Annotated in this window: 10 protein-coding genes; 2 read left to right on the plus strand and 8 right to left on the minus strand. The window is 68.2% G+C overall.

Annotation, left to right across the window (positions count from 1 at the left end; all coding sequences use genetic code 11):
• Positions 1 to 1784 (minus strand): type I polyketide synthase (locus ACSNOK_RS10925; protein ID WP_436780417.1); only part of this gene is annotated, 1784 nt, incomplete at its 3' end.
• Positions 1785 to 2436: 652 nt separating this feature from the next.
• Positions 2437 to 3078: a DUF1707 SHOCT-like domain-containing protein gene (locus tag ACSNOK_RS10930; RefSeq protein WP_436780418.1), complete on the minus strand. Its 642-nt coding sequence runs from the start codon at positions 3076 to 3078 to the stop codon at positions 2437 to 2439.
• 426 nt (positions 3079 to 3504) lie between these two features.
• Here ACSNOK_RS10930 and ACSNOK_RS10935 point away from each other — a divergent pair, with 426 nt between their 5' ends.
• Positions 3505 to 4533: a methyltransferase gene (locus ACSNOK_RS10935; protein WP_436780419.1), complete on the plus strand. Its 1029-nt coding sequence runs from the start codon at positions 3505 to 3507 to the stop codon at positions 4531 to 4533.
• A gap of 352 nt (positions 4534 to 4885) precedes the next feature.
• Here the strand turns inward: ACSNOK_RS10935 and ACSNOK_RS10940 are convergent, their stop codons facing one another.
• Both ACSNOK_RS10940 and ACSNOK_RS10945 read right to left on the minus strand, forming a co-directional pair.
• A complete protein-coding gene (locus tag ACSNOK_RS10940) occupies positions 4886 to 5746 on the minus strand; it encodes a transcriptional regulator (protein ID WP_436780420.1) in 861 nt (286 codons plus the stop codon).
• A gap of 841 nt (positions 5747 to 6587) precedes the next feature.
• Positions 6588 to 6986: a hypothetical protein gene (locus ACSNOK_RS10945; RefSeq protein ID WP_436780421.1), complete on the minus strand. Its 399-nt coding sequence runs from the start codon at positions 6984 to 6986 to the stop codon at positions 6588 to 6590.
• A gap of 310 nt (positions 6987 to 7296) precedes the next feature.
• On the opposite strand from ACSNOK_RS10945, the gene ACSNOK_RS10950 reads away from it, so the two are divergent.
• Positions 7297 to 8082, plus strand: coding sequence for a thioesterase II family protein (locus tag ACSNOK_RS10950; protein WP_436780422.1), 786 nt, complete (start codon positions 7297 to 7299; stop codon positions 8080 to 8082).
• A gap of 90 nt (positions 8083 to 8172) precedes the next feature.
• Here ACSNOK_RS10950 and htpG read toward each other — a convergent pair whose 3' ends face one another.
• The 4 genes from htpG to ACSNOK_RS10970 all read right to left on the minus strand — a co-directional run bounded on the left by htpG (position 8173) and on the right by ACSNOK_RS10970 (position 15997).
• The gene (htpG, locus tag ACSNOK_RS10955) at positions 8173 to 10002 is read right to left on the minus strand and encodes a molecular chaperone HtpG (protein WP_436780423.1); all 1830 of its coding nucleotides are present in this window, start codon (positions 10000 to 10002) and stop codon (positions 8173 to 8175) included.
• A 150-nt stretch (positions 10003 to 10152) separates the two neighbouring features.
• Positions 10153 to 10377, minus strand: a complete 225-nt coding sequence (locus ACSNOK_RS10960; protein ID WP_436780424.1) for a DUF5988 family protein — start codon at positions 10375 to 10377, stop codon at positions 10153 to 10155.
• A gap of 658 nt (positions 10378 to 11035) precedes the next feature.
• Positions 11036 to 12211 carry a spore photoproduct lyase family protein gene (locus tag ACSNOK_RS10965; RefSeq protein WP_436780425.1) on the minus strand — a complete coding sequence of 392 codons (1176 nt, stop codon included), beginning with the start codon at positions 12209 to 12211 and terminating at the stop codon, positions 11036 to 11038.
• A gap of 924 nt (positions 12212 to 13135) precedes the next feature.
• Positions 13136 to 15997: a CHAT domain-containing protein gene (locus ACSNOK_RS10970; protein WP_436780426.1), complete on the minus strand. Its 2862-nt coding sequence runs from the start codon at positions 15995 to 15997 to the stop codon at positions 13136 to 13138.
• Between the last annotated feature and the right edge of the window lie 136 nt (positions 15998 to 16133).

Below are 16133 nucleotides of genomic sequence, written 5' to 3' on the forward strand. Positions count from 1 at the left end.
ATGCCCACCCACTGCGACCCCTGCCCCGCGAACACAAACACCGTCCGCCCACCGGACCGGGCCACACCCGCGACAACCGACCCACCCGGAGCACCCGAAGCCAGACCCTCCAGCCCCGCCAGCAACTCCGCCCGGTCGCCACCGACGACGACCGCCCGCTGCTCGAACGCCGACCGCGTCGCCGCCAGCGACCACGCCACATCCACCGGCGCCAACTCCGGCCGCGCCTTAACCCACTCACGCAACCGCTCCGCCTGCGCCGTCAGACCCGCCGACGTACGGCCCGACACCGGCCACACACTGACGCCACCGGCCTCGACCACCGCCGGAGCGGTCGCGGCTACGAGCTCACCGGCACCGTCGGGGTCTCCTTCCGCAGGCCCCGACTCGTCCGCCCCGCCGGAAGCTTCCTCCAGGATGACGTGGACGTTGGTGCCGCTCATCCCGAACGAGGACACACCGGCACGGCGCACCCGCTCGCCGGCGGGCCACGGTACGGGCTCGGACAGCAGCTTCACGTCTCCCGCCGCCCAGTCGACGTGCGGAGTCGGCTCCTCGACGTGCAGTGTCCGCGGCAGCTGTTCGTGCCGCAGGGCGAGCACCATCTTGATGACGCCCGCGATGCCGGCCGCCGCCTGCGTGTGACCGATGTTGGATTTCACCGAGCCCAGCCACAGCGGCGGCCGGCCGGCGCGCTCCTGGCCGTACGTGGCGAGCAGTGCCTCGGCCTCGATCGGGTCGCCGAGGGTGGTCGCGGAACCGTGGGCTTCCACCACGTCCACCTCGGCGGGCGACACCCGGGCGCTGGCCAGCGCCGCGCGGATCACCCGCTGCTGCGACGGGCCGTTGGGGGCGGTCAGACCGTTCGACGCGCCGTCCTGGTTCACCGCGGAGCCGCGTACGACCGCGAGCACCTGGTGCCCGTTGCGGCGCGCGTCCGACAGCCGTTCCACCACGAGGACGCCGGCGCCCTCGCCCCAGCCGGAGCCGTCCGCCGCCGCGCTGAAGGACCTGCACCGCCCGTCCACCGACATGCCCCGCTGCCGGGAGAACCCCACGAACACGCCGGGGGTGGCGACGACGGTGACGCCGCCGACCAGCGCCAGCGAGCACTCCTCGGAGCGCAGCGACTGGACGGCCATGTGGAGGGCCACCAGCGACGACGAGCACGCCGTGTCCACCGTCACCGCCGGGCCCTCCAGGCCGAAGGTGAACGCCAGGCGTCCGGACAGGACGCTGGTCGCGATGCCGGTGACGAGGTGGCCCTCGGATCCCGCGGCCTCCGGCAGGGGACCCATGCCGTAGCCCGAGCTGTAGGAGCCGGTGAACACACCGGTCCGGCTGCCGCGCAGGGATGCGGCGTCGAGGCCCGCCTTTTCGAGTGCCTCCCAGGCCACCTCCAGCAGCAGTCGCTGCTGGGGGTCCATCATGAGGGCCTCGCGCGGGCTGATCCCGAAGAATCCCGCGTCGAATTCGGCGACGTCGTAGACGAAACCGCCGTGGCGCGCGTACGACGTTCCGGGGTGGTCCGGGTCCGGGTCGTAGAGGTTTTCGAGGTCCCAGCCCCGGTCCTGCGGGAACGCGCCGATCGCGTCGGTGCCCTCGGCCAGCAGGCGCCACAGCTCCTCGGGGCCCTCGGCCCCGCCGGGGAACCGGCAGCCCATGCCGACGATCGCGATCGGCTCCTGGCTCCGTTCCTCGACCTCAGCCAGTCGACGGCGGACCTGGCGCAGATTGGCCGTCACGAGCTTGAGGTAATCGCGGAGCTTGTCTTCGTTGGCCATTTACTTCCGCCATCCCTGCTTGCCGAGGATATGCACATCTGCCGCGCTGCGGGGTTACCGCGGGACTTTTCGCGGAATGCCACTCGGGCACAGCGGAGGATGAACGCCCGTAATCACCACGGAGATTCGGCGCGTTTTACTGCGACAGGGATGGAAGCGGCGCCCGCGGCCTGTGACAGGGGAACCTCGTCGCCACTGTTCGTCTCCTGACCCGAGAGCCGGCGACAACCTATCCCTGCAACCTGCCACCTCGCGCTTGCCGCCAGTCACATTCTCAATAGTTCGAGGAAGACGCCGGTCGAGCGAAGAAGTTTCTTATCCGGACCTTGGGGTCCGGCTCACCGGCAACTGGAACGTATCCGCGGCCGCAGAACGCACGCAACGTAGCAGTTGAACAGTCGAACCACGCATAAGGGTTGAACGCCCGGAACCCGCGCGGCGGCCCGGGAATCCGCGGCCCGGTGCGGCCGGCGCCCCTATGCCGTTCGTGTGCGCGGCGCGCGTACAGGGATCGGTGTGTACGCCACCCGCCGCTATGGAGCGGGGTGTGCAGCGCCCGCGTATTCGGACCGGGGAACGTTCGGCCGCGGACGACGACGCGGTGGCCGGCTCTGTCGAGCGGGCCACCGCGTCACTTACGCCGTGCGGGTGTTCAGATCGCGGTCTCGCCGCGCATCCACTGCCCGAGGGTCCGCCGCGGGTACCTGATCACCACGTCTCCGCCCCGGATCCGGCCGGTCACGTTCACCCGGAACGTCACGGGGACCTCGGCGTCGGAGCCGGTCGTACGGTTCTTCACCTCGCCGACGCGCACTTCGAGGCCGTCGGTCGCCACCTCGATGCCGGGCTTGACCACCAGGATGAGGTTTCCGCCGACGCTGACGTAGACGTCGAGGTCGAGGGTGTCGTGGCTGATCACCGCCTCGGTGAAGTCGAGCTTGACGTCCCCTCCGTGCATCCGGATCGCCAGCCGGGGCGGCACCTGCCAGGAGCCGGAGCGGTGCAGCGTGCCGAACCGCTGGTTGATCTCCACCGTCTCCGCGGACCGCGTGCCCGGGTCGCTGGGGGCGGGGGAAACCGGCAGGTCGCGGGTGAGCGCGGCCAGGTCGGCGAGGGTGCGCGCGGCCATCGCGGCCTCCACCCGCTCCTCGAGTTCCTCAAGGGTCAGCATGCCGTCACCCGCGGCGTCGCGAAGGATCTCCACGACCTGGTCGCGGTCCGCGTGCGAGGCCTTCATGTCTCCTGGGGGCACGTCCTCGGCGCTGTCGCCGCTCGACGGGTTCTCATCGGTCATGGACCCAGTCTCGACTTCCACCGGGGGAACCGCAAGGCGAATCCGGCCAACTCCCGCATTTCACGCGGATATCGGGGTGCGTAAGACGGAGTCCGTGGCCGGCCGTTCATCGGAGGCATCACACGCGGTGGATTACGGGGAGGGGCGGACGGTCTATGTCACCGCTACCCGCGCATACCGAAAACGTTCAACTGAACGCCCCCTGGCGTTTGAACGGATCCCGGCTCGCCGCTCGAACGCTTCGGGAGGTTGAACGACGACGCCGACTTCGCGCCTCGTCTAGCGTGTTGCGCCCAAGCCACACCTTACCGTCCCTTGCCGCCCGCCCCATCGCGGGCAGGACATCTCGGAACGGGTGCGGGCGACGGCTGAGAAACGAATCTGTCATCCGAATCACGCCATCCGGCCAAGGGAGAAAAAAGGGCGATGGAAACCTCGTTGTTGGGTCTTGTCATGGGCGGCTTCACCTCCGCGACGATCGGCGCCGCGGCCCGTCTCGGTGTCGCGGACGCTCTCGCGGACGGGCCGGCGACGGGGGGCGAGCTGGCCAAGAAGGTCGACGCCGATCCCGACGCCCTGGAAGCCCTGATGAAGGCCGTGACGGCGCTGGGCGTCTTCGCACGGGACGAGGAGGGCCGGTACACCAACTCGCCGCTCTCCGAGCAGCTCAGGAGTGATCACCCCGAGTCGATCCGGCACCTGGCCTCACTGCTCTGCGGCCTGTACACCCAGGCGGCCAGTGGCGGGCTCACGCAGGCGGTGCGGACCGGCACCTCGGTCATGCCGCACGCGTTCGGCGTCTCGCTGTACGAGTACCTGGACAAGGACCCCGAGACCGCGCGGATCTTCGACCTCGCGATGCAGGACTGGTCCCGGCCCATCGGCGTCCTGGCGGCGCGGCACATCTCGTTCGAGGGCGTGCGCACGGTGGTGGACGTCGGCGGGGGCAACGGGGCGCTCCTCAAGGCCATCCTGTCGGCGCACCCCCATCTCCGCGGCATCTGCGTGGACCGCGAGGACACCTGTACGCGGGCGGAGGCGGAGCTGCGCGCGTCGGGCGACGAGGACCTCGTCCGGCGGCTGCGCTACCGCCCCTCGGACATCCTCCGGGAGGTTCCGGCAGGCGGTGACCTTTACATCATCAAGAACGTGCTGCACGACTGGAGTTCGGAGAGCTGCGTCCGGATCCTCGGCAACATCCGCAAGGCGATGAGCGCCGGCGCCGGCCCGGACCGCAAGCCGCGGTTGCTGGTCGTGGACCCCTTGGTCGAGCACGACTCCGGGGCCGCGTTCCGCTCCGTGATCAAGATGGTGGTCGGCGAGACGAACACCCGTGAGCGCAGCGAGGCCGACCTGCGCCGGGAGACGGCGGAGGCGGGTCTCGACATCGTGTCGATCATGCCTGCCCCGGCGGATCTGAGCGTCGTCGAGTGTGTCGTGGCCGCCGGCGCGTGAGGGCGCCGGGCGCCGCGCCGTCCGGTCGCGGCGCCCCGTGCCTGCCACGTCACGGCGGCCACCGGCCCGGGCACGCCCCAGCGGCCACGGGTCCGGCACCGGACGGCCGGCCACGACGTCGTCCAGGAGCCGGCCACGATGTCGTCCGGGAGCCGGTCGCGCGGCCGGCCGTGCGCTCGTCGAGCGCGTCGAGCGGGGCGGCACTCGTCAGTGTGCCGGGTGCGGCCGAAAAGCGACGGTCCCGGTTGCGGGGGACGCTGCCACGTCCCCCGCAACCGGGACTTCGTCATCGCGGGCCGGCCCCGCGCCCGCACGCGCGCCCTTGGCGTCGCCCTCGCCCGGTCCGGGCGGCCTACTCGGGGTTCACCACGCGCGCCCGCCGGTTCAGCTCCTGCGCGAAGTCCTCCCAGATCTGGGAGTTGTGGCGAGAGAGCTGGACGAGCAGTTCGATGCAGTGCGAGGGCACCGAGGCGACGATGTCCGTCATGTCCTTCGCGCCCAGCACGTTCTCTCGGAACATGCGCAGCAGTTGTCGCCCCAGCTCGCTCTGGCGCAGGGAGGGATCGCGCATGAGCTTTTCGAGCGTGGCCGTGCACGGGGCTTCGAGAACGGCCGGGGTCTGTTCGGGGAGGGGATGTCTGGAGGTGTTCGGGTCGGTGCCGGCGGGGCTTCCCTGGCTCGGGACGGGGTCTTCGCCGCGTTCCAGCCGTCGGCGCACGTCGAGCGCCGTCGCGGGTGACACCCCGGCCGTCCGGGCCACCTGGCGCAGGGACGCTTCGGGGTTCTCCCTGATGAACTCCGCCACCCGCAGCCGGCCCTGAGCGCCGTTCAGCGGGCGGACCTTGCCGTCGCGTCCTATGCGGAAGTCGGACTTGGGCACGGAGTCGGAGGTGCGCCGCAGCTCCGCGACCGCCCGCGCGCCGAGTCCGGTGGACTTCGCTATGGCCCGGTCCGACATGCTGGGATGCGACTTGAGGATCCGCAGGGCCGCCGCGGTGCGATCGGCCTGCGTCAGCGGCAGGCCGTGCTCGACGTTCGCCTCGACCGCTTTGAGAAAGGCGTCCTCGCTGCTGCCGTCGAAGAACTCGACGTCGATGGCTTCCAGCCCCTTGACGGAGGCTGCCATCAGGCGGTGGATCCCGTCGATCACGCGCATGGTGCGGCGGTCGACCAGTATGGGCGGCAGCGGGCCTTCCAGCGCCGCGAGCCGCAATACGTGGACTTTGTCCTCGCCCTCCAGTCTGGGCGAGTCACCGGGTAAGACCTGCCCGATGGGAACCGAGACGATTCCCGGCCTATTTCTCCGACAGTCGGCCGTTCCAGCCGAAAGGATATTGTCGACGATACGGCCCATACTGAACCCCCATGGCAACTACGACAAGTTATCAGCAGTCAGGAGAAGTCAGGAGCTACTCTCGACTCTCGTCGCACGCCAGGAAAGCATCAGGGAACCCTGATAAGCCTCCACGAAACTCCCGTGCTCTATCAACCGGATTGCGATATCCACATCCTGGAATCTGTCCCAAGAGTAACAGCCGGCCCTATGCGGCGGAAGAAGCATTGTCGGTTTTACCAGTTCTTTGACAGCCTGCTGCGCACCCTTGGACAGCGCCGAACCGAGATGTCCACTGCTGCACGCAAAGCCCACTTGGGCCAGGTGTAGTCCGTATGTCCCCACCCCCGCGTCGCGTCCAGCGGAACGGGTGCCTCCGATGCCGCCGTTCTTTTATACCTCAGCGTTCCGTGTATGACACCAGTACACAAAGCGAACATTGGCTGACCGTGGTGTTCAACCGGATCGCGGGACCGTTCAACTGACGCGCCACCGCGGGTTGAACGTACGGCTCCCCCACCGGTCCGGCCGGCCTCCGATTCACCGGCGAAAGGCAGGGCTCCGGCCTCCCGGGGTGACGTGGACAGCCACCCCGGCGGCCGGAGCCGCACCGTGCGCGCGCGGCGACCCGAGCGGCCGGCCCCCAGGGAGTCGCAGGCCACACGGGCGCGCACCGCGCTGGATCACGCCTGGCGGCGGCCTCCTCCAACGCTGCGCCCGCTTACTTGGCGCTCCGCTTCTTCTTCGGCGCCTTCTTCCCGTCCTCCTCGGGCGCCTCGTCGTTCGCGGGCGTCTCGCCGGCGCCGGAGGAGCCCTCGACCACCTCGCCGACCAGCACGTTCGCGTCGCCGTCCGGGGTCTCCCGCGGTACGGCCGGAACGCTGAGGCCGGGCACCGTGAGGTCAGGGACCTTCTGCACCGCCGCCAGCGCCGCCTCGATCGCCTCGGCCAGGGACGGCGAGACCGTGTCGTCGAAGTCCGCCTTCGTGACGGTGACATCGGCGTTGGTCGGAAGTGAATCGGTCGCGAAGGCCGCTTCGGCGAAACCGGCTTCTTGCAGAATTACTGTCTCCTCATCGGTGATCTGCCGACTGAGAACCAGCGAGAATTTGTGCCCCACGTACGTCACCTCTCAATGTCGCCACGAATTCGGAACCGTAACCGGGCCCTAGGGGACCATGCGGGTGGCCACATGCCCTCCTAAAGATATCTATCACCGGAACCACCTCCGGGTCCCCGTTCAACTGCCGGCTCCGGGCAGTCGGACAAGGAGTGCCGGCCGGGCCGGGCAGAATGACACCACGCTGCCCGGCGGTCCTCCCCGGGTAAACGCGGAGCAGCACCGGAGATCGTGTCCTTGCCGCCGTATCCGCATTTCGCTAGGTTCGGGTCCCGCTCAATGGTCCGGTTAGACGACTGTCTGGAGTGCCATGTCCCAGCCCTCACCCGGGGATGAACTGTGGTGTCGCCGTTTTCATCCCGCCAGAAACCCCGCCGCGCGGCTGGTGTGCCTTCCGCACGCGGGCGGGTCGGCCTCCTACTTCCTCCCGGTGGCCGCGGCACTGCGCTCCGGCGTCCCCGGCGCCCCCGATGTGGACGTCCTGGCCATCCAGTACCCCGGACGGCAGGACCGGCGCGCGGAACAGCCCATCGACGACCTGGCGATACTCGCCGACCGCCTGCACGGGGTCATCCGGCGCCAGCCCGAGCTGCCCCTGACCATCCTCGGGCACAGCCTGGGAGCGACGCTCGCCTTCGAGGTGGCGCGCCGGCTGGAGGCGGACGGGCACAGCCCGGTGCGGCTGTTCGCCTCCGGGCGGCGCGCGCCGTCGACGGTCCGTGACGAGACCGCGCACCGCAGCGACGCGACGATCATGGCCGAGGTGCGGCGGCTGAGCGGTACGGCGTCGGCCCTGCTCGGCGACGAGGAGATGATGCGGGCCGCGCTCCCCGCGCTCCGGGCCGACTACAAGGCGGCCGAGACCTACCGCTGCGAACCCGGCGTCACCGTGCGCTGCCCGATCACCGTGCTGACCGGTGACAGCGATCCCAAGACGACGCTGGACGAGGCCAAGGCCTGGGAGCGGCACACGACCGGCTCCTTCGACCTCCGGGTGTTCACCGGCGGGCACTTCTTCATCGGTGACCGGAGCGCGGAGGTCATGGAGGTCCTGAAGGAGCACTTCCGGTCCGAGGGCGCGTACTCCGCCGGCTGACGACGGCGCGTCCGCGACGCGTCCGCATACGGCTGACGTCTGCCGCGAGCACCTCCGTGCTCGCGGCAGTCGTCGTCGACGGGCGCCGGGTCAGACCGTCTTGGCGAGGCGGTCGGCCAGCAGTGCGGCGAAGCGCGCCGGGTCGGCCAGTTCGCCGCCTTCGGCGAGCAGGGCGGTGCCGTACAGCAGCTCGGCCGCCTCGGTCAGCCCCGGGTCGTCGGGCCGCTGGTCGTGAGCGGTCTTGATCGCGTCGACCAGCGGGTGCTCCGGGTTGAGCTCAAGGATGCGCTTGACCGGCGGGAGCTCCTGGCCCATCGCCTTGTACATCCTCTCCAGGGCCGGCGTGAGGCCGTCGGCCTCACCGACCAGGCACGCCGGCGAGCTGGTGAGCCGGGTCGTCAGGCGGACCTCCTTGACGTCGTCCAGCGTCTCGTTGAGCCAGCTCAGCACTGCCGCGTACGCCCCGGTCCGCTCCTCGGACGGCTCCTCCTCGGAGGGCAGGTCCACCGCGCCGCGGGCGATGGACTGGAACTCCTTGCCCGCGTAGTCGCGGACCGCCTCGACCCAGATCTCGTCCACCGGGTCGGTGAGCAGCAGGACCTCGTACCCCTTGGCCCGGAAGGCCTCCATGTGCGGGGAGTTCTCGATCTGCGCGCGGCTGCCGCCGGTCATGAAGTAGATCTTGTCCTGGCCCTCCGGCATCCGGGCGAGGTAGTCGGCCAGTCCGGTGGGCTCCTCACCGGCGGTGGAGGCGAAGGAGGCGATGTCGAGAATCGCCTTGTGGTCCTCCGTCCCGTCGAGGAGGCCCTCCTTGACGGCGGGGCCGAACTCGCGCCAGAAGGTGCGGTACTTCTCGGGGTCCTTGGTCATCAGGTCCTTGATGGCCGCCAGGACCTTCTTCGCCAGGCGGCGGCGGATCATCTGGATGTGCCGGTCCTGCTGGAGGATCTCGCGGGAGATGTTCAGCGACAGGTCGGCGGCGTCCACGACGCCCTTGACGAAGCGGAGGTGATCGGGCAGGAGCTCGCGGCTGTCGTCCAGGATGAACACGCGCTTGACGTACAGCTGGAGGCCGTGGCGGGCGTCCCGCTGGTAGAGGTCGTGCGGGGCCCGCGCCGGCAGGAACAGCAGGGCCTCGTACTCGAAGGTGCCCTCGGCCCGCATCTGGATGATGTCGAGCGGATCCGTCCAGTCATGGGTGATGTGGCGGTAGAACTCCCGGTACTCCTCGTCGCTCACCTCGGAGCGCGGGCGGGCCCAGAGCGCCTTCATCGAGTTGAGGGTGTTCTCCCCCATGCGGACGGGGAAGGAGATGAAGTCCGAGTACCGCTTGACGATCTCGCGGATCTTCGCTTCGTCGGTGTAGTCGTAGAGCGCGTCCTCCTCGTCGGCGGGCCGCAGGCTCACACACACCGACGTGCCCTCGGGCGCGTCCTCGACGGTCTCGATCGTGTACGTGCCGTCGCCGTTCGACTCCCAGCGCACCCCCGTCGGCTCACCGGCCTTGCGAGTGAGCAGGGTGACCTTGTCGGCGACCATGAACACGGAGTAGAAACCGACCCCGAACCGGCCGATCAGCTCGGCCGATTCCTTGTTCTCCTTGAGCCGGCGCAGCGTCTCGGCCGTGCCGGACCTGGCGATGGTGCCGATCAGCCCCACGACCTCGTCGCGCGTCATGCCGATGCCGTTGTCCCGCACGGTCAGCGTGCGGGCCTCGCGGTCGGCCTCGATCTCGATGTGCAGGTCGTCCGTCGCGAGGCCGTCGTCCTTCAGCCCGGCCAGGCGCCGCTTGTCCAGGGCATCAGAGGCGTTGGAGATGAGTTCGCGCAGGAAGACGTCCTTGTTCGAGTAGATCGAGTGGACCATCAACTCCAGCAGCTGCCGCGCCTCGGCCTGGAACTCCAGCGTCTCGGTAGTCATGACTTCCCTTCTCATCGGTGGATCCGTCGGTCGACGGATCGGTGCGGCGCCGACATTTTCCAGGAACGGCGGAGGTGCTCACACGCGGGTGCCCGACCTCGGCCGGAACGAGGTCGGGCAGGCGTGCCGCGGTTCAGCGTTCGCGCGGCGTCACTCCGCCACGTACGTGCACCGGGTCCACACGAAGACCCGCAGTTCGCGGTCGTCGACGAGGGTCGTCTCGGGGCTGGCCTCGAAGTGCTGGTAGCGATTGCCGCTCAGCACTTTGACCGTGGTCACGCCGGGGTCGGACACGTACCGCAGCCGCTCCTCGTCGGCTATCGCCAGGCGGGAGCCGCCGCTGAGGAACACGTTGGGGGCGCCGTTGTCGTCCATGATCATCCTCACTCTGCCGTGCCTGCACCTGCTCTGGACCCGCAGCACTCGCCAGGACGCTCACAGCGGGATGCTGCCGTGCGTTCCGCGCCGACGGCCGCGTCGCGGACCGTGCGCGAAGTGATGGACAAGCCGCCGTGCGGCCTGTTGACACCGCCCTCCCGGGCGGGCCGGAAAAACCGGCGGATCGGTAGCCGAGGCATTCAGGAAATCGACGGAACCGGGGGCCTGAACCGCAGCGGACAGAAGACGGTTGACCGAACCGCCGGGAAGGACCGACCCCTTGGGGACGCACCCGGCCCGGGTGCCTGTGCGGGCCCGTCCGTCCCGCGTGGCGCACACCGCCGCGTCGGTTGCCGTGCGGAGGCCGGCAGCGGCCAGGTCACCTCACGGGTGGACTCCGCACGGCCGACGGACTCCCCGCGTCTCCCCGCGTCTCTCCGCGCCTCTCCGCGTCAGGGGCGGAAGACGCCTGCCCGGTGTTCCCCACCGCGCTCCGGCGCGGTGCGGCCGCACCCGCGCGTCCCGTCGAACCGGATCACTCGATCAGCAGCCATCTCGAGCCCTCACTACTCACCCGCCTGCCCAACGCCTGCGCCCGATCGTAATCACATCCCCCCACGCCGTCCCGATCGCAGTTGAACAGCCGTGCTCCCCTTCAGAAGGCGTACCGGACGCGAAGCCAGGGCGCGTGGGCTGCCAGCAGCTCCCGGAACCGTGTCAGCGACTGCTGCTTGACCTCCAGGGCGTACCGCACGTTGAGGGCGCCGTTCCGCGACCGTTTGGCCTCCTGGACGTCCGGCCGCCACAGCATCTCCTCGGCGCGAGGGTGCCAGCCCAGGTTGACCTCGTGGAGCGCCCGGTTGTGGGTCAGCATGATGACCTCGGCCGCCGCCTGGCGCTTCACCCGGGCGGGCAGGACGTCGTCGAGGTGGTCGAACAGCTCGGCCCACCCTTGCTGCCACCCGGGGCGCAGGACGACGGGCGAGAGGTTGAAGTGGACCTCGTAGCCGGCGTCGAGGAAGTCGGCGGCCGCGGCGATCCGCTCGCCGACCGGGCTGGTGCGGATGTCCAGCAGCCGCGCGTCGTCGGCCGGCATGAGGGAGAAGCGCACCCGGGTACGCCCTCGGGGGTCGAGTGCGAGCAGGTCGGGGTTGACGAACTTGGTCGCGAAGGACGCCTTCGCCGTCGGCATGCTCCGGAACGCGGCGACGAGATCCGCGGTGTTGTCGCAGATCAGGGCGTCGACAGAGCAGTCACCGTTCTCGCCGATGTCGTAGACCCAGGCTCGCGGATCGCACTGGTTGGGCGTCGTCTTGGGCCCCTGGGCCCGGACGTGGCGCCGGACGTGGGCCACGATCGCCTCGATGTTGGTGTACAGCGTGATGGGGTTGGCGTAGCCCTTGCGGCGGGGGACGTAGCAGTAGGCGCAGGCCATCGCGCACCCGTTGGAGGCCCCCGGGGCGATCCAGTCGGCCGATCTGCCGTTGGGACGCGTGGTGAGCGTCTGCCGGACCCCCAGGACGAGCGTGTCGGTCTTGATCCGGACCCACCGGCCGATGTTGCCGTCGTTACCGTGAAGGGCCGGGATACGCCAGTGACTGGGCACCTCGGTCACCCGCACCCCCGGCAGTCGGGCCATGATCTGCCGCCCCCGCGGAGACGCGAGGGCGGCCGGCTCCGCGTAGACCTCCCGCACGTCCAGCAGCCGACGCGCCCGCGCACTGTCCCGGAACGCCCCGCGCACCGCCCCCGCCGGTGGCTCGTCCGGCCACTCGAACAGCGCTTGCTGTCCGGGCTCCCCCGAGGCGGGTTCCGACACCGGCTGATCCACGGGATGCCCCTTCCGCACGCGAAACCCGACGAACCGGCACCCCCGGGGACGCCGCCCCCCACCCTGCGAAGCGTACGCCGCCCCGGCCTACCACGCTCCGGGCACGGCGGCGGGCCGGGGGACGACCCGAACGAGAACCGTTCAGACCCCGCCTGTCATCGGCTCACGCGCTCTACCCGGTGCCGCGCGGCAGCGGCGACCTGAGCAGCCACGCGTTCCCTTGGGTGGCAGCAGCCGTTGTCCCCCCCATGGGCGCACGGTCAGGCGCCCTGCGCCACGCGCTTGAGGATCGCCACGCACTCCACGTGGTGGGTCACCAAATTCGCGTCACAGACAACATGCGTAGGGGGAAACCCAGGTCAGGCGATCCTCTCTTGCTCCATCTGAGGCCGTCAGGTGGCGCGGAGCGTCAAATGAGCGTCACGGTGATCCGTGTGACTGGTCAGACGGAGCAAGACGAGACAGACCATGCACACAGGGACCCGCTCCTCGAAGCACAGGGCTACTCCTCACATCACGGTCGCGGTCGAACCATGCGCGCGGCCAGAGCTGTCATCTCACTGAGGAGTGAGTACCGATGGTGGCAGGCCGAGATCGAAAGCGTGCTGGTGCAGTGCGGTCCCGGAACGGCGAACCAAGTGCGCGGCATGTGGTTCGTTGCCCTTCGCTTAAAACGAGATATCCCTCCTCTGGCCCCAGGGAGGTGCAGTACGCCAGCATCTGGCAAAGGTTGGCGTCCGGGTAACCGTGGGACTTGCCCACCTTCCTACTTCGCGTCCGCAACAGCCAGTGAAACTCCCATTTCCGCGTACCAAGCGAAGTCCGGTCGCGCCCGGATGGCTTCGTCCTCGCGGGGCACGGCACCCGTACGAGTTGCGGCTGAGGCGCCTGGCCAAGCCATCGGGACCTGAGCTAAAATGCGACTCACACTGTCCCAGTGATCTTAAATGCAGCCCAGAACAGTGGGTTCTCGAATACCTGTTGGTCCATGTAACGTCGCCAGTCCGGAAGTACCGAGCTGATGGCCAAGCCGGCGAACAACCCCGGCCCTCCCTGAGAGGGCTCTCGCCACTGATGCGCACGAAGGTAGCGAATGGTGGCGGCGAAGGCGGTATGGGGTTCGATGCCGGCGCCGAGGTGGGCGTGGAGCAAGGCGGAGAACACGACGCCTTGCAGATCTGTGATCTCCCACAGTGTGGAGATGACTGCCTTTGCTCCGCGGGCCAGGAACGCGGACTCAAGGCTGCGCAGGGTTTGCACAGTTCGTCCAGTGCCTTCGTGCGCACCTGTTCGGCACGCATTCAGGACGACCAGGTCAACGCTGGAGAAGTCGCCCTCAGCGAGGATTCTGCTTGCCGTCAGCGTGGCCTCTCCCAGCGAAGTGCCGTGCAACGCCAGCCCTGCGGCCCAACGATTCGGATGCGGTAGGCCATGTGATGCCACGTGGACGATTCGCGCCCTGGACATCGCGTGCAAGGCCCGAGCCGGGGTCGCTGCCTCTTGCTCGAGTATTTTCGCGCTGCCGTGAAGGTCGTTGATCAGCGCGGCTTCGTGGAGCGGCCCGCCGATCGAGGTGACGTCGGGAAGGTGGCCGCCACCGTGCGCGACCACCAGCACCTCGATCCCCGCAACATGTCGCCGGGACCTCTGAATGGCGGACACGAGGCGAGCTGTGGGCGCATAAGTGATGCGGTCAAAGGCATCACTCAATGTCAGGGTACGCTCGATACTGAGTGGAGCGGCATGGATGGGCAACAGTTCCAACGGAACCGTGGGGCTGAGCATCAACCGATCGCATCCATAGGACGCGGTCATCTCGACGATGGCTCGCGCCAGCCCACCGCACTCGGTGACGAGCCGTTCCATCTGGTCATGCCAGGTGGATCCGGGGTGATCCGCTGAGTGGAGCCTCCACTCGTCCACCATGTCCGCGAGATTGCCGAGGGAGATCTCCTCGCATGTAACCAGGTCGAAGTACGGGCGCCCCGCGCGCGTCCGAGACGCTGCGAGCTGAAGTCTTCCATACCGGTTGATCAGGTGTATGAACACCGCCTGCTCGTCCAGCGGAAGCCTGTAGGGGTCACCGCTTGCAACTGTTTTTTTTCCGTTCCCATGACCCGTAGCTGCCCGGAAGAGTTCCAGAGTCCGCTGCCGCTCTTCGAGTGCAGACTTCAACTCCGCGCTCGTCTCATGTGGAGGTTCCTGGTCGAGCAGACGTGAGGCGTACCGAGCGCGCGCACGCGCGAGGCCACGTGCGGCACCCATGAAGTTCCGGTACTCAGGGACGTCGGACACAGGGGCCAGCTCTTCATGAATGTCCTCGCCTTTTGCGTTCTCACAGCTCCGGAATGCCACCTCTGCGGCCTGATCTTGACCTTCGAGGGCAATTCGCTGCCTCAGCGACTGCGTCTCGCCGCCGATCAGCCGGCGGAGTGCTCTGATCGCGGCTTCCTTGCTACGGGTGCACACTTCTTCGGGCAATGCAAGCCAGATGCTTCCTACTACCTTGAGTTCGCCATCACCGACAATCCGGACGACCGTGAGGCGCGTATAGCCGACAGTTGCGAGATGCAGAAGCTCCCAGGCGTGTTCCACCCAGGACAGGGAATAAGTGTAAGGGGCTAGGAGCGGGGGGTCGGGGTCGCCCAGGGGCGTGGGAAACGAAAACCACAGCCTCAGACCATTGTCGTACTCCTCGATTCCGAATCCGTACCGTGCGCCCGGTCGCTCCAATGCCCGCATGACGGCAAGATGCATGTCCGTTTCGGCAGTGGCCAGCCAGATGGGGTGAGGACCCGTCTGCGTATGAAAGAAGCGCGTTCCACATGTGACGATCTCCTCGATCATCCAGTCGGGCACAGGAGAATTCCAGGCGCCGGTATTCGATTTCCACAACAGGGCGTCGTCCACCAGCAGTCTGGCTTGATATAGGCTCCTACCAGCCACTAGACACTCTTCCGCGTACCGATCGTCCTCTGTCATGGGTTTCAGTAACGTGAGCTCGTATGCCGTCAGGTGAGAAGCCAGCTGATCCATCTGGGCGTCCCACGCGTCAAGATCCCCACGCAGCCCCGCCAAGAGCTCGGCTGAAGGATTCCTAATGCGGTTCACCGCGTTCTCCAGATCAATGCGGCGGTGCAGGCGCTTCGCAACCTCCGCAAGATCAGGCCTGTCAGTCAGCCCCGGCCTGGCCTGCAGGAGGTCTTCAACGCGGGCGATCTTGACCCAGCCGTCGACGACAAGGGCTTGAAAGCATGCGCTTGCCCTTCCTGTGGCGGATTCGTGAAGGAGGTCCGGCGGCAACGAGGCATAGGGATCTGCAGCATTTTGGAGGACGGTTTTAACAAGATGGTCCGGGATGCGCCATATACTCGCCAGTTCCTCACGAACTGTCTCCTTGGATTGAGTCGACAGCCGGTGCCCAGCCCACAACTCGATGAGCAACTCGTGGAGCCCGGACACGTCCCACCACCTTTCCCACGGAACCCCTTGCTCACGAACCGTGCGCAGGACAGGCATGACGAGGTCGCCTACCACCACAGCCTCGGGCACCCTGCCGTCGACAAGGCCGGTCGATAGAAGGTGGGCGCTGATGACCTGCGGAGAGCTGCCTCTGATGTCCTCCACAGCGATGCGGCCCAGCAGTGCGGCGAGCGCCAGTTGGTCATCCGCGACCCACGAGGGGAACATCCCGCGGCGGCATAGGGCGGGCCCGAGTTCACGACAGACCCTAGCCGTGAGGCTGCCCACCCAGGTGGTACGCATCCGGAACAGGTTGTCTCGCATCGGTTGTCCCCAGTCTCCCCAGCGATGCACAAAGTGCCACGGCATTATGTCCGCGACACCTGCAAGTCACCGTGACGTTACTGGACATGAGGCCACCAGTTCGGCAGCCTCCTGCGCCCGCTATCCGGAAGGACAC

Source organism: Streptomyces sp. URMC 126, assembly GCF_051386555.1.
Taxonomy (GTDB): domain Bacteria; phylum Actinomycetota; class Actinomycetes; order Streptomycetales; family Streptomycetaceae; genus Streptomyces.

Bases quoted from the DNA above. Each gene is read 5' to 3' on its own strand.
- ACSNOK_RS10930 (WP_436780418.1), bottom strand. From the start codon at position 3,078: ATGACCGATGAGAACCCGTCGAGCGGCGACAGCGCCGAGGACGTGCCC.
- ACSNOK_RS10935 (WP_436780419.1), top strand. From the start codon at position 3,505: ATGGAAACCTCGTTGTTGGGTCTTGTCATGGGCGGCTTCACCTCCGCG.
- ACSNOK_RS10950 (WP_436780422.1), top strand. From the start codon at position 7,297: ATGTCCCAGCCCTCACCCGGGGATGAACTGTGGTGTCGCCGTTTTCAT.
- htpG (WP_436780423.1), bottom strand. From the start codon at position 10,002: ATGACTACCGAGACGCTGGAGTTCCAGGCCGAGGCGCGGCAGCTGCTG.
- ACSNOK_RS10960 (WP_436780424.1), bottom strand. From the start codon at position 10,377: ATGGACGACAACGGCGCCCCCAACGTGTTCCTCAGCGGCGGCTCCCGC.
- ACSNOK_RS10970 (WP_436780426.1), bottom strand. From the start codon at position 15,997: ATGCGAGACAACCTGTTCCGGATGCGTACCACCTGGGTGGGCAGCCTC.